We start from the raw sequence: 14,169 nt of genomic DNA, 5'->3' as shown, positions 1-14,169 counted from the left end.
CAACGCGCGCACGACCGACCTCAGCGCACGCGCCGGAGCAGCGATGGCGACCGTCGCGCGATTCGGGTCGGCGACGAAATCCCGGTGCGCACGGTGATTCGAGCCTGCCGCGCGACGCGGCGGCATGCGCCCCCGGCGGCCGGTCCGGACCTGGGTGGCTCACCGCCCGGCGCGCAAGCGGGCCTTCACCGCCAGGCGGGCAACCCGGCCCTCACCGTCCCGCGGGCGGCGGGCCCGCCCGCCGGACCGGGGCACGAGCCGGACCGCGGCCGTCCTGGGGGCGAGGTGCCCGAGCCGGTGCTCGGCCCGGTGCTCGCGCAGGTCCGCGGGGCGGCGGCGGGGGCGGGGGCGCCTGGCGGGCCGGCCGGTCGGCCTCGGGCACCGGGCGGGGCCGGTTGACCCAGGAGTCGAACAGGAGGATCAACCCCGCGAACACGGCGAAGCCGATGCCGAGCGCGATGTGGACGAGCGCGCCGAGAATGCCGGCGACCAGCAGTACCGGCAACACCGCCAACAGGCAGAACGGGTCGATCCGGCCGAATTTCGGGCGTGGGGACCCCTCACGGGGACTCACCGTGCGGTCTCCGGGTTCCTGCGCGCCATTGCAGCAGTATGCAACGGCGGAGCCCGGCCCTGCCACCTGGATGGCGCACGGCCGGATTTGCCGATCACCGCGCGTGACGACGCCACCCGTCCCCGTGGCGGACAGAACCGGACAGGATCCGGCCGTACCCGGAGAGGGACCGGCCGTTCCGTGGTGCAATGGCCGGCGCCGAAAGGGGTACGCGCATGAAAAACGGCTTCCCGCAGCGGATCGGCTACGCCGTTCTCACCCTGGTGACGGCGTGCGGCACCCTCGCCGGCGCCGCCCCGGCCACGGCGAGCCCGGCACCGCCTTCCCTCGAATTCGCCAACCCGGACAGTCAAGCGCTGTTCGGCGGCGCCTACGCCGCCGCTCTGCAGAACCTGTTGCGCACCAACACCATCGGGTACGACGCACGCTACGACCGGAGCGGTCTGCTGGATCCGGCCACCGGCATCGTCCGCGCGGGTGGCGGCTACGCCCAGCCGTGGACGCGCGACGCGTCGATCAACAGCTGGAACGCCACCAGCCTGCTCGATCCGGCCCTGGCGAAGAACACGCTGTGGGCGGTGGTCGACAAGGACGCCGGCGGCGCCCTGCGCGTGCAGCAAGACGACCAGCAGTGGGACCAGGTGGTCTGGGTCACGGCCGCCTGGCACCACTACCTCGTCACCGGCGACCGGGAGTTCCTCCGGAACGCCTACCGCGCGGCGACGAGCACGCTGACGATCCGCGAACACGCCACCACGGCCGGCTTCAACGCGACCTACGGCCTGTTCACCGGCGCGTCCTTCTTCAACGACGGCATCGCCGGCTACCCCGCGCCACCGGCCGACGCGACCGAGTCGGTCAGCACCGGGAGCATGCCGTGGCCCGGGGTGGCGAGCGGGATGTACCTCAGCACCAACGAGCTCTACTACGCCGCCTACGTCAACGCCGCGAACATGGCCGGGAACCTGGGCCGTCCGGCCGCGGAGATCGCCGGGTACCGGGGCAAGGCCGCCGCGCTGCGGACGGCGATCAACCAGCGGTTCTGGAACCCCGCCACCGGCCGGTACGACTACCAGCTCCTCGCCGACGGCTCCCGCGGTGCCTTCCAGGAAGGCACCGGGCTGGCGTTCGCCCTGATCTTCGGCATCGCGAACCCGGCGCAGGCGCGGTCGATCCTCGGCCACGCCCAAGAGCTGCCCTGGGGCATGCCCGACACCTTCCCGGCCTGGGCGCGCTACAGCGACGCGCAACCCGGTCGCCACAACGCCATCGTCTGGCCGCTCGTCCAGGGCCTGTGGGCGAAAGCGCTGGCCGGGCAGGGCGAGCAGAACGCGTTCGCCTCGGAAACCGCGCGCCTGGCCAAGCTGGCCGGCAACAACGGCGGCTTCTGGGAGATCCACAACGGGACCACCGGCGTCGTCGACGGCGGCTGGCAGCGGCTGGGCGACACCGTGAAGTTCCACTGGGGTTCCGAACCCGACCAGACCTGGTCGGCCACCGCGTTCCTCGACATGGTCCACACCGGCCTGTTCGGGCTGACGTTCACCGACCGCGGGCTGTCCTTCGCGCCCCACCTCCCGGCGGGCTGGGGTGACGTCACGCTGCGGCACCTGCGCTACCGGGGCGCGAACCTCACCATCGCCCTGCACGGCGCGGGCTCCGCGATCCGGTCGTTCCAGGTCGACGGCCAGGCCGCCCCGGCCGCGATCCCGGACACGCTCACCGGCGACCACACGATCGACATCGCCCTCACCGGAGCGCCCGCCGGCGACCGGGACGGCGACGGCGTGCCCGACGCCCAGGACCGCTGTGCGGACACCGCGGGGACCGCCGCGCTGAGCGGCTGCCCCGACCCGGCGCACCTCGAAGCCGAGGACGCCCGCAACACCGGCGGCGTGAAGACGAACGTGAACCACACGGGCTACTCGGGCCGCGCGTTCCTCGACGGCCTCTGGGCGCAGGGCGCGTCGTCGTCCTTCACCGTGCACCGCACCACGACGGCGCCGGAACGCGTCGCCTTCACCGTGCGGTACGCCAACGCCAACAACGACACCCGGACGATGACCCTGTCGGTGGACGGGCAGCCGGTGCGGCAGGTCGGCTTCCCGAAGGTCTCCGACAGCTGGGACGCCTGGGGCACCACGACCTTCGCCGACATCCCGCTCACCGGCCGGGACCCGGTGGTGACCCTGTCCTACGCTCCGGGCGACACCGGCGCGATCAACCTCGACTGGCTCGAACTCCGCCGCTAGCGGACCGCGAACACCATCCCGATGTCGGCGGCCTCCTGAACCGGGTCCTGCACGGCCTCGACCGCGAACCCCCGCGTCGTGAAGACCTCGCGCACGGTGTCGCGGTGGCGCCGCCACCCTTCGACCTCGACGACCGCCTGGCGGACCAGCGGCCAATGCCGGTCTTCGAGCCCGCGCAACACGTCGAGCTCGGCGCCCTCGACGTCGACCTTCAGCAGGTCGACGTGCTCGATGCCCTGCTCGTCGAGCACCGCCGACAGCGGCCGGACCCGGACGCGGTGGGTCTCGAGTTCCCGCATCACCTTCAGCTTGCGCCCGACGATCCCCCGCAGGATGGGCGCGGGCACGCGGCGGAGCCCGGCACCCAGCCCGCCGCGGCGGATCATCTCGACGACGCTGGCCGTGACCCGCCGCCGCTCGTCCTCGACGTTCGCCGCGTCCCGCCACGACGACGAGAAGATGGTCGCCGCCGGGAAGTAGCTGAAGTCGAGCTCGGCTTCGGCGGCCGCCAGCCCGTAGGGCAACGCGGTCAGCCGGCCGCCGAAGAAGTCGCGGCCGTTGCGCTCCAGCGTCGCGTGCAGTGGCGGGAGCGGCTCGAACGCGTAGATCCGCACGTCGCCGTCCAGCCGCTCGTACACGGCCGCGGAGAAGACGCCGATGTTGGCGCCGACGTCGAGGACGGTCGCACCCGGGGCGAGGTCGACGCCGTGGGCGAAGTAGGCGCCGACCTCCTCGCGCAGGAAGGACACCTCCCACGGGTTGATGCTGTGCAGGTCGATCGTGTCCATGGTCACGCGCAGAGGCTTATCAGCATCGGGCGGCGCGGGGCACCCCCGTTCGGCGGCTACTCCGGACCTCGACGATCAGCGCGAGCCCGAATTCGTCCCCGGCGACCGGCGGTTCAGCGTTCTTCTTCGACGTGCAAGGCGGCCTGCTCCGGTCCGGCGGCCACGGCGGAACCCGCGTCCACGGCCACCTCGTCCGCCTCCCGGTCGACCGGGAGGCCGTCGCCCTCGACCGGTTCCAGCTGGATCGGCTGCTCCGGTTCCGCGCCCGTGTCCGGGTCCTCCGGCGCGCCCGCGCGGGAGTCGATGCCGGCCGGGATCTCGGCCGCCGGGTCCGGGACCTCCTCGCCGATGCGGTCGCCCAGTCCGCGCGGGTGGGCCTGCTCCCACGGGGTCATCCCGTACTTCGTCACGCCCGACCAGTGTTCCGGGGGATCCATGCCCTCCTCGAGCGGGTCGGCGCGGATCCGGTCCTCGTCGAGGTCCTCGGCGCTGTTCAGCGCGGCCGGGTCCGTCTCGACGGCGTCGGGCGCGCCGGTGTCCTGCGGCGGGTCGTAGCTCTGGTCGGGTTCGGTCATGTTCCCCGGGCTTCCCGCTGACGCGACGGCGAAACACCGCCCGGCGGCGGCCATCCCGCGTTTGTCCGCCGGCCGCGGCGGTATCCCGGTGCTTCCGGAACCCCGAACACGAGGAGGCGTCATGCCCCGACCGGTGGCCGACCAGGTGGTCGTGCTCATGGGCGCGTCGAGCGGGATCGGCCGCGCCACGGCACTCGCCTTCGCCGCCCGGGGAGCGCGTGTCGTGTGCGCCGGGCGTACCGCGCGGGCGCTCGACACGCTGGTCGAGGAGATCGCGAGCGCGGGCGGGACGGCCGTGGCCGTGCCCACCGACATCGCCGATCCGGACGCCGTGCGCGCGCTGGTGCGCACCGCCGAGGCGAAGTTCGGGCGGATCGACACCTGGGTGAACCTCGCCGGCGTTTCGGTGTTCGGCCGCGTCGAAGACATCACCGACGAAGAGTTCGACCGCGTCCTGCGGGTGAACTTCCTGGGCCACGTCCACGGCGTGCGGGCGGTGCTGCCCGCCTTGCGCCGCGCGGGTGGCGGGTCGGTGATCGGCGTGGCCTCGGTCGAGGGCGTGCGGGCGGTGCCGCTGCACGCGCCCTACACCGCCAGCAAGTTCGCGCTGCGCGGCTTCTACGACTGCCTCCGCATCGAGCTCGCCCAGGAAGGCGCCCCGATAGCCGTCACCACCGTCCTCCCCGGCGCCATCGACACCCCGTTCTTCGAACACGCGCGCAGCAAGCTCGGCGCGCTGCCGAAGCCCCCGCCGCCGGTGTACGCGCCCGAGACGGTCGCCGACACCATCGTGTTCGCCTCGACGCACCCCCGTCGCGAAATCCCCGTCGGCGGCGCCGCGGCCGGGTTCTTCCTCGGGCAGCGGCTCTCCCCGGCGCTGACCGACGCCCTGCTTTCGCTGCGCCGGGTCGGTTCGCGCAGCTTCCGCACCACGCTGCCGGACAACGGAACCGACAACGTGGACTCCGCTGTGGACGAACCGGGCCGGGTCCACGGCAGCCACCCCGGCAAGGTGCTCCGGGGCAGCGCGTTCACCCGGCTGGCCGCCGCGCTGCCCCGGCCGGGCGACCTGCTCACCGCGGCGGTGTCCCGGCGGCACCGCACGACCGGCTGAGGGTTGACCGGCGCGCGGCGGGGTAGCCGCAGCCGTATGGATCCCACGCGCGACGGTCACGCCCGGTCGAAGCCCGCGTGGGCGCACCGGGTGCTGCGGAAAGCCGAGGACGCCCAGGTGCTCGACGCTCCGGCCACCGGGCTCAAGCGGTGGGTGGCCGGCTTCGCCGAAGGCGCCGTGGCACGGCAGCTGCGCGGCCAGGGGCTCGGTCACCCGCTGCACCCGCTCGCGGTGACGGTTCCCCTCGGCGCCTGGCTGTGCTCGGCGGTGTTCGACGTGCTCCCGGACGGCCGGGACGCGGCACGGCGCCTGATCGCGATCGGCCTGCTGGCCGCCCCGGCGGCGATGGTGCCGGGCCTGGCCGACTATTCGGGCCTGGACGTGCGGCAACGCCGGGTCGGCCTGGTGCACGCGGCCGCCAACGCCGCGGCGACGGCGCTGTTCGGCGCGTCCTACCTGGCCCGCCGCGGTGGCCACGACGGGCGGCTCCTCAGCGCGCTGGGCCTGGCCGTGACGAGCGTGGGTGGCGCGCTCGGCGGTCACCTGGCCTACGCCCAGGGCGCCGGGGTGTTCCGCTGGGAGCCCCTGGACGACCTGGCCCCCGCCGAACTCGCGGGCGAAGACCCGGCCGCACCCCGCAACCCCGCCTGAGGACCGCGGGCTTCGATCACCGCCCGCCGGGGTAACCGCGTCCCATGAGCGAATCCGAGAACCGCCCCCTGACCCCCGACGCGCCGGCCCCGCCCGGCACCCCGGAACTCGACCTCGACGTGGAAATCCCCGAAGCCGATCGGCAGCGGAAGCAGCCCGGCTCTCAGGACGTCGACGAGGACGCCGGGGAAATCGAACCACCCAGCTGACCGGCCGGCCACGGCCGCGCCGCCGTCATCAGGCCGATCATGCCCGCGACCAGGCGCATCTGGTCCACCGTCCGGATGTCCGCCTCGACGAGCCTGGGCGAACACACCAGGACGGCCAGCGCCTGCGCCCGCGACAGCGCCACGTTCAGCCGGTTGCGCGACAGCAGGAAGTCGAGGCCGCGCGGCAGGTCGACCGCCGACGACGACGTCATCGTCGCGATCACCACCGGTGCCTCCTGGCCCTGGAAGCGGTCGACCGTGCCCACCCGGACACCCGGGAACCCGGCCTCCTCCAGCGCCCGGGTCACCGTGCGCGCTTGCAGGTTGTAGGGCGCGACGACGAGGATGTCGTGGTCGCCCAGCGGCCGCGCCGGGCCGTGGTCCGTCCACAGGCGACCGTGCACTTCGGACACGAGCCGCACCACCTCGGCGGCTTCCGCCACCGAGCGGGTCGTGTTGCCCTGGTGCTCCACCTCGGCCAGGTACAGCCCCGCCGCGACGCCGTCGAGGGCGCGGTCCGCGGCCGACGGGTGAGCGTGCAGCCGGCCGGCGTAGGACAGGTTCGACACCGGTTCGCAGACGTCCGGGTGCATGCGCCGCGTCTCGTCGAGGAAGTACCCGAGCGACGCCGGCATGATGTCGGCGTCCCCGATCAGGTGCCCCAGCGCCGAGGCCTCGGCGCCCGCCGGGTGCGTGCCCTGCACCACCTGGGGCAGCTGCTGCGGGTCGCCGAGCAGCAGGACGTTCTTCGCGCACATCGACACCGCGAGCGCGTCGGCGAGGGCGAACTGGCCGGCCTCGTCGATGATCAGCAGGTCGAAGGGCTCCTCGCGGACCGCGGCGTTGGCGAACGTCCACGCCGTCCCGCCGACCAGGTGCCCGGTGTCGTGCTCCTCGCGCCACTTCACCAGCGCCGGGTTGCTCTTCGGCTGGTCCCACGGCGCGGCCGGGTCCGGCGTCTTCTTCGCGCGCTTGGCGCACGGCAGCTCCGGCGCGCTCTTCTTGGCCGCGCTCAGCACGTTTTCCACGGCCTTGTGGCTGGTCGAGGTGACCGCGACGGTCCGCCCCGCCCGCACGAGACGGGCGATGAGCCGGCCGGCGAGGTAGGTCTTGCCCGCCCCCGGCGGTCCCTGGACGGCGAGCGCCGAACCGTCGAGCGCGTCGACCGCTTCGATCACCGTGGCGACCAGGTCCTCGCCCGGCTCCGGCAGTGCCGCGCCGCCGCGCAGCCGGGGCGGCGTGCGCCGGAGCAGGTCGACGCCGGGGTGCCGCGGCAGCTCCGGGAGCGTGTCGACGACCAGGCGCGCGAGGTCGGCGACCGCCTCGTCCTTGGGTGCCGGACGCACCGGGCTGCCCGGCAGCACCGCGCTCGGCCGGTCGTTCGTGGTGGCGTCCGGCGGGCTGCTCTCCTCCAGCGTCAGCTCGACGGCCGACGCGGCGACGACCTTCGCGTCGCGGGCGGTGTCGCCGTAGCGCAGCCGCACGTCGTCACCGGGGGCGAACGGGTGCGGCCGGTCGGGGTCGCACGCGAGCAGCAGCGTCCGCTTCGCGGTGCGCGCCCGCCCGGCCGGGGGCACCCACTCCCCCGCTTCCAGCGAGACCGGCACGGCGCAGGCGGTGTCCACCTCGAGGTCGCCGAGCGGGGCGGCCAGCTGGCGGAAGTACTCCCACCACGCCGGGTTCGTTTCGCGGCGGTGGTAGCCCACGGACGCCGCCAGCAGCGCACGGGCCCGCTCGTCGGCGGTGAAGTGGCCCGGATCGTCCGGCAGCCCGTCGAGCAGGGGGTCGACCAGCGCGGCCAGCTGCGCGGCCCGTTCGGCGCGGCGCTCGGCGGCGACGTCCTCCTCGGCCGCGCGCAGCAGCGCGTCCTCGGCGGATTCCTCCGCCGGCTCCGGCACCTCGATGCCCGCGTCGGCGCGGACCCGGTGCAGGAACGCGAACAGCCGCTGCGCGGAGACGCAGTCGTCCTCGGTGTTCTCGCCGATGCGGCGCAGGACTTCGTCGGCGCGTTCCGGCTCGCCGGACTGCGCCAGCGCCAGGTACTCCTCGTAGGCCTCGACGTCGGACACGGCGGTCTTCGCGCGGGCGCCGGGCTGGTAGAGCGGCTCGAGGTGGCGGATCGAGTACGACCGCTGCGAGACCCGCAGCGCCTTGCGCACGACCGCGTGCAGGTCCACCACCGCGCCGCTGCGCAGCAGGTGGTCGACGGTCTCCTCGCGGGTGCCGTGCACCGCCGCGAGCCGCTTGATCGCGGTGACCTCGTAGGGCGCGTAGTGGTAGACGTGCGAGCCCGGGTGTTCGGCGACGCGCCCCGCGGCGAAATCGACGAACTCCTCGAACGCCCGCCGTTCCTGGGCGCGGCTGTGCGCCCAGAACGGCGTGAACTCGCGGTCGCCGACCGCGCCGAACAGGTACTCGAGCCCCTCGCCGGCGAGGGCGTGCGGATCGCCCGCCAGCTCGACGAACACGTCGCCCGGCGCGGGGGCCGGCAGGGCGGCCAGCTCGTCCGGGTCGACGACCTCGTAGGCGACCTCGCCGGTGGTGTCCTGGCGGACCTGCAGCGCGGCCTGGGCCCGCAAGGTCGCGAACGCCGTCACGGACAGGTCCCGCGGCCGGTCGGCCGGGCCGGCCGCGGCCAGCGCGTCGATCGAGCCGAGCCCGGCGGCGACCAGCTTGCGGCGCTGGTCGCCGCGCAACCCGGCCACCAGCGAGAGGTCCCGGTCGGCTTCCCGCCCGGCCGCGCAGTGCCGGGCGAACCCGCAGCCGGCGCAGGCCGGGCGTTCGTCGGCCCACAGCGGCACCGGCAGCCGCGGCGGCCGGTGCGCCAGCCGGGTCCGCAGCCGGTCCACCAGCGGCCGGAAGTCCTCGACGCGCAGCGTCCGGGTGCCGCCGTCGGTCAGCCGGAGGTGCAGGTGCGGCCCGGCCGGCCGGCCGGCGCGGGCGATCGCGTCGGCGCACGCCGTCAGCTGGACCACCGCCGCCGGCGTCGCCTGCCGGACCGGCTTCGCGTCGTAGACCTCGTAGCGGCCTTCGCCGTCCTGGACCAGGAAGTCCGCCTGCGCCGAGAATTCGCCGTCGAGGAAGACGGCCCGGTGGATCACCGGGACCCCGGTCCGCAAGGCCTCCTCCGTCGCTTTCGCGGCGAGGGCGGTGTCCTGGACGTCGATCTCGGCGACCTCGCGGCCGCCGGCGCGGAATCCGGCGAGCATCGCCGTGGCGTGCCCGCGCCGCGTGTCCGGCTCGGCGGGTGCGGGCCGCGGCGCGCCCGGGAGGCCCGCCGCCAGCGCCTGGACGAGGATGCTGCGGTGCTCGCAGTCGAGCAGGTCGGCGAGATCGGCTGGGGTGAGCATCGCCGCGAAGTCTGACACGGCCGATCATCAGGGCCGGAGCACGCTGTGCCCGACACGCCGGACGTTCGCCGAAACTTTCGAGAATTCCCTGGTATATCGCCAATTCTTGACAGCGCGGACCACGCCCGCAATAGTGCGAGAACCGAACTAAATACTCGTGAACACGATGGGGGCGCGGTGTCTTCCAGCGACGAGAACGAGCAGAGCCGGTTGCGCCGGCGTTCCTTCCTGATCGGCAGCGGAGCTGCCGTGGCCACCTCGATGTTCGGTGCCGTTCCGGCGCAGGCGAGTCCCCCGGGCCCGTTCCCGGGCGACTACGACGGCTCGGACCTGTGGCTGCGCTACGAGCGGGTCGCCGATCCCGGTCTCCTCGCCCGGTACCGGGCCGCGCTCGGCGCGATCGTCGTCGAGAACGCCGGCCGGACCCCGGTCCACCGCCACACCGCGAACCTGAGCATGGCCCCCGGCTCCACCGAGCACCTGGTGCGAAGCACCCTGGAAGCGGCGCGGGACGAACTCGCCCGTGGCCTCGGCGGGCTGCTGGGACGGCCCGTGCCGGTGCAGGGCGGGTTTCCCGACCACGCGGTGGTCGTGGGCACCCCGGACAGCTCGTCACTGGTGCGCCGGCTCGTTCCCCCGCGCGACCTGGCGCCGCTCGGTACCGACGGGTACCTCATCCGCTCGCTGTCGCGGGGCGGGCACCGGGCCGTCGTCATCGCCGGCAACACCGATGTCGCCGCGTTGTACGGGACGTTCGCCTTCCTCCGGCGGCTGCAGGCCCAGCAGCCCGTCACCGGCCTGGACGTTTCGTCGGTCCCCCGGATCAACCACCGGTACCTGAACTACTGGGAGACCGAGCGCCTCTACGCCGGGAACAACCCGGCCGGAACCGGCGGGCTGAACGGCGAAACCGGCGCGATCTTCGACTTCACCGCCACCGGCGCGTCCGCCGGGCTGAACCTGCCGGTGATCCTCGACCGGTACCTGGTGGCGGCGCGGGCGATGGCTTCCGTCGGCATCAACGGCATCACGATCAACAACGTCAACGCCAACAGCTTCTACCTCACCCCGGCCGCCATCGAGCAGGAAGCCGCGCTGGCGGACGCGCTGCGCCCGTACGGGATCAAGCTGGCCGTCTCCATCAACTACGCGGCACCGACGGACGCTCGGTTCGCGCCCGACACCCTCACCCGCGAACAGCTGGATCCCTACAGCGCGCAGTTCCAGGGCTGGTGGAACCGCCGGGCCCGGCAGCTGCAGGCCGCGATCCCCGACTTCATGGGGTTCACCGTCAAAGCCAATTCCGAGGGCCAGCCGGGTCCCCAGGACCTGGGCTACGACCACGGTGACGGCGCCAACGGGATGGCGGCGGCGGTGGCACCGCTCGGGATGCGGATCTTCTGGCGGACTTTCGTCTACAACGCCGACGTGGACGCGGACCGGCTGAAGCGCGCCTACCTGGAGTTCGGCCCCATCGACGAGGAGCCCCAGCCCGACGGCACGAAGGGCCGGTTCGCCGGGAACGTGTTCCTGCAGACCAAGAACGGCCCGCTCGACTACCAGGCCCGGGAGCCGGCCAATCCGCTCTTCGGCCGGATGGAACACACCAACCAGGCCCTGGAACTGCAGGTCACCCAGGAGTACACCGGGCAGAACACGATGCTGTGCTACCTCGGCCCGCTGTGGGAAGAGGTCCTCAAGTCCGACACGTTCGCCACCGACGAACACGGCCGGCTGCTGAAGAAGCGCCTGGTGGGCCACGTCGTGGACGGCACGGCCCAGGGCCACCCGGACAGCGCCATCGTCGGCGTGGCCAACTTCGGGAACGCGGACAACCTGACCGGGCACCACTTCGCGCAGGCGAACCTGTACGCCTTCGGCAGGCTGGCGTGGGACTGGACCCTGGACGCCCGCGGCATCGCCGAAGACTGGGTCCGGCTGACCTGGAGCAACCGCGACTTCGCCGTCCGGACGATCGTGACGATGATGATGGGCTCCCGGGAGGCGCTGGTCAGCTACCAGACCCCGCTCGGCGTCGCGCACCAGTTCCGGTCCAGTGACCACTACGGCCCCAACCCCGCCGAACGGCTGGCGCGGGACGACTGGAGCCCGGTGTACTACAACCGGGCCGACCGCACCGGCCTCGGCTACGACCGCTCCCCCACCGGCAGCGGCTTCACCGCCCAGTACTTCCCGGTGCTCGCGGCCCGGTACGCCGACATCGATACCGTCCCCGAAAACCTGCTGATGTGGTTCCACCACGTGCCGTGGGACCGGCGGCTGCGCAACGGCCGGATCTTCTGGGACGAACTGGTGTACCGCTACCAGACGGGCGTCCACTACGTGTCGTGGATGCGCCAGGCCTGGGACTCGCTCGAACCCCACGTCGACGCGCGGCGCTTCGCCGAGGTGAAGGCCAGGCTCGCCGCCCACGAGGCCGACGCGGGCACCTGGCGCGACACCTGCGTGCGCTATTGGCAGGAGTTCAACGGCCTTCCCGTCCCGACGGACGGGCCGCTCTCGATCAAGATCGTGGTCGGCGGCCGGACGTTCGGCGGCTTCGACGCCGGCGCGCCGTCGTACACCATCCCGGTGGCGGCCGGTACGTCACCGGAAATCACGAAGGTCGTGCCCGCCGACGCGGGCGCGAAGTGCGAGATCCTCCGCCAGGCTCACGGGGTGCCCGGGCGATCTGTGGTGCGAATCACCGCGCACAGTTTCTTCGGGCCCCTCCTCAAGGACTATGTCTTCGACCTGGTGGTAGCCACGCACTGAGCTCCGGGAACCACGCGACGCCCGGCTCCGTTGTCGTATCCTACGGCTCCGTAAGTTACGGTTGCGTAGGTACGGAAGGACGTCCCATGCCGGTCCCCGAAACCACCCGCCTGCTGCACGAGCTGGAAGGCACGGTCGAAGAGAACCTGAACCGGCACCTCGCCGCCGCCCAGGAGTGGATGCCGCACGAGTACGTCCCCTGGAGCCAGGGACGCGACTTCGCCGAGCTGGGCGGGGAAGCGTGGGATCCGGAGCAGTCCCGGGTGACCCCGATCGCCCGGACCGCCCTGGAGGTCAACCTCCTCACCGAGGACAACCTGCCCAGCTACCACCGCGAGATCGAGCGCGCCTTCGGCCGTGACGGCGCGTGGGGCACCTGGGTGCACCGGTGGACGGCCGAAGAGGGCCGCCACGGCATCTGCATCCGCGACTACCTGCTGGTCACCCGCGCCGTCGACCCCGTCGAGCTGGAGCGGATGCGGATGGAGACCATGCAGGCGGGCTACGACACCGGCGACAAGCCGCTGCTGAACGTCTGCGCGTACGTCTCGTTCCAGGAGCTGGCGACCCGGCTTTCGCACCGCAACACCGGCCGCTACACCCAGGACCCGCTGGCCGAGCGGCTGCTCGCCCGGGTGTCCACGGACGAGAACCTGCACATGGTCTTCTACCGCAACCTCGTCAAGGCGGCGCTGGAGATTTCGCCCGACGCGATGATGCGCGCGATCGCCGACGAGGTGCTGAACTTCGCGATGCCGGGCGCGGTGATCCCGAGCTTCCAGCGCAAGGCCGCGCTGATGGCCAAGGCCGGCATCTACGACCTGCGCATCCACCACGACGACGTCGTCCAGCCGCTGCTGCGGTACTGGAAGGTCTTCGACCTGACCGGCCTCGGCGCGGTCGGCGAGGCCGCGCGGGAGGAACTGGCCACGTTCATCAAGGGGCTCGACACCCAGGCGTCCCGGTTCGAGGAACGCCGGGACGCCACCGCCGCGCGCCGGGCGGCGCGGGGCATAGTGGACCTCTGAGCCACACCCGCCGGAGGTCGCCGTGCCGCACCGAGGTCGCCTTCCCGGTGCCACCGGACCGGTGCTGGGACGCGCGCTGCGGGTGCTCGAGGCGTTCTCACCGGACCGGCCGGCGCTGCGGCTGAGCGAGGTCGCGCGCCGGACCGGGCTGCCGGCCGCCACCGTGCACCGGCTGCTGCGGGAGTTCTGCGAGTGGGGCGCGCTGGAGCGCGACGAAACCGGCGTCTACCGGGTCGGGCTGCGGCTGTGGGAGCTGGGCTCACTCGCCCCGCGAGGCCTGGGCCTGCGGGAACTCGCCCTGCCGTTCCTGGAGGACCTCTCCCAGATCACCCGCGAGAACGTCCAGCTGGCCGTCCGCGAAGGCACCGAGGTGGTGTACATCGAGCGGATCGCCGGAACCGGGGCGGTGCCGGTGCTGACCCGGGTCGGCGGCCGGTTCGCGCTGACCGCGACCGGCGTCGGGCTGGTCCTGCTCGCCCACGCCCCCGCCGAGGTGCAGGAGGACGTCCTCGGCCGCCCGATCGACCGGTACACCAGCGAGACCGTGACCGACCCGGACCGGGTGCGGCACCTGCTGGCCGACGTCCGGACGCACGGGTTCTCCATCAGCGAGCGCCAGGTCACCCTGGACGCGCTGTCGGTCGGCGCGCCGATCCACGACGCGCGGGGCCGCGTGGTGGCCGCGGTGTCGCTGGTCGTGCGGTACGGGAGCGTCTCGCCGCACGCGCTGGCCCCGCTGGTGATGACCAGCGCCCGCGCGATCTCACGCGCGCTTTCCATCTTATGAAATAGCCCTTCGTGACGGCGTCGTCTGCGGCGGAGTCTGTGAGCCCGGACACGGCTCCCGCCACGA

The 14,169-nt window shown here is 73.2% G+C and carries 11 protein-coding genes; 7 read left to right on the top strand and 4 right to left on the bottom strand.

Annotated elements, in window-relative coordinates:
* Positions 1-211: 211 nt before the first annotated feature.
* Complete coding sequence (locus tag ACFVYA_RS08155; RefSeq protein WP_387043637.1) at positions 212-574, bottom strand: hypothetical protein; 363 nt, start codon at positions 572-574, stop codon at positions 212-214.
* A 215-nt stretch (positions 575-789) separates the two neighbouring features.
* Between ACFVYA_RS08155 and ACFVYA_RS08150 the strand changes: the two genes are divergently transcribed.
* Positions 790-2,826, top strand: coding sequence for a glycosyl hydrolase family 65 protein (locus ACFVYA_RS08150; protein WP_387043635.1), 2,037 nt, complete (start codon positions 790-792; stop codon positions 2,824-2,826).
* On the opposite strand, the gene ACFVYA_RS08145 is transcribed toward ACFVYA_RS08150, so the two are convergent.
* Together ACFVYA_RS08145 and ACFVYA_RS08140 are read right to left on the bottom strand one after the other, a co-directional pair.
* Positions 2,823-3,614, bottom strand: coding sequence for an FkbM family methyltransferase (locus tag ACFVYA_RS08145; RefSeq protein ID WP_387043695.1), 792 nt, complete (start codon positions 3,612-3,614; stop codon positions 2,823-2,825). The genes ACFVYA_RS08150 and ACFVYA_RS08145 overlap by 4 nt on opposite strands.
* Before the next feature lie 113 nt (positions 3,615-3,727).
* Complete coding sequence (locus ACFVYA_RS08140) at positions 3,728-4,189, bottom strand: hypothetical protein (RefSeq protein WP_387043633.1); 462 nt, start codon at positions 4,187-4,189, stop codon at positions 3,728-3,730.
* Between the two features lie 121 nt (positions 4,190-4,310).
* Between ACFVYA_RS08140 and ACFVYA_RS08135 the strand changes: the two genes are divergently transcribed.
* From ACFVYA_RS08135 to ACFVYA_RS08125, 3 genes are read left to right on the top strand one after another with little or no spacing between them, the layout of a single operon-like run.
* Positions 4,311-5,303, top strand: coding sequence for an SDR family oxidoreductase (locus ACFVYA_RS08135; protein ID WP_387043632.1), 993 nt, complete (start codon positions 4,311-4,313; stop codon positions 5,301-5,303).
* A gap of 36 nt (positions 5,304-5,339) precedes the next feature.
* On the top strand, positions 5,340-5,954 hold the full coding sequence (locus ACFVYA_RS08130) for a DUF2231 domain-containing protein (protein WP_387043630.1): 615 nt from the start codon (positions 5,340-5,342) through the stop codon (positions 5,952-5,954).
* Between the two features lie 44 nt (positions 5,955-5,998).
* Positions 5,999-6,163 (top strand): hypothetical protein, encoded by a 165-nt coding sequence (locus ACFVYA_RS08125; RefSeq protein ID WP_285991192.1) that lies wholly within the window; start codon positions 5,999-6,001, stop codon positions 6,161-6,163.
* Here ACFVYA_RS08125 and ACFVYA_RS08120 read toward each other — a convergent pair.
* The gene (locus tag ACFVYA_RS08120) at positions 6,118-9,513 is read right to left on the bottom strand and encodes a TM0106 family RecB-like putative nuclease (RefSeq protein ID WP_387043693.1); all 3,396 of its coding nucleotides are present in this window, start codon (positions 9,511-9,513) and stop codon (positions 6,118-6,120) included. The genes ACFVYA_RS08125 and ACFVYA_RS08120 overlap by 46 nt on opposite strands.
* Positions 9,514-9,690: 177 nt before the next feature.
* Between ACFVYA_RS08120 and ACFVYA_RS08115 the strand changes: the two genes are divergently transcribed.
* The 3 genes from ACFVYA_RS08115 to ACFVYA_RS08105 all read left to right on the top strand — a co-directional run bounded on the left by ACFVYA_RS08115 (position 9,691) and on the right by ACFVYA_RS08105 (position 14,103).
* Complete coding sequence (locus ACFVYA_RS08115; protein WP_387043628.1) at positions 9,691-12,288, top strand: alpha-glucuronidase family glycosyl hydrolase; 2,598 nt, start codon at positions 9,691-9,693, stop codon at positions 12,286-12,288.
* An 86-nt stretch (positions 12,289-12,374) separates the two neighbouring features.
* On the top strand, positions 12,375-13,316 hold the full coding sequence (locus ACFVYA_RS08110; protein ID WP_387043626.1) for an acyl-ACP desaturase: 942 nt from the start codon (positions 12,375-12,377) through the stop codon (positions 13,314-13,316).
* A 61-nt stretch (positions 13,317-13,377) separates the two neighbouring features.
* On the top strand, positions 13,378-14,103 hold the full coding sequence (locus ACFVYA_RS08105) for an IclR family transcriptional regulator (protein WP_285991189.1): 726 nt from the start codon (positions 13,378-13,380) through the stop codon (positions 14,101-14,103).
* Positions 14,104-14,169 lie beyond the last annotated feature (66 nt).

It is taken from the genome of Amycolatopsis sp. NPDC058278 (genome assembly GCF_042881395.1).
Classification (GTDB): domain Bacteria; phylum Actinomycetota; class Actinomycetes; order Mycobacteriales; family Pseudonocardiaceae; genus Amycolatopsis.
Note: the sequence above shows the minus strand (reverse complement) of the source record. Positions and strands in the feature narration are given on the sequence as shown.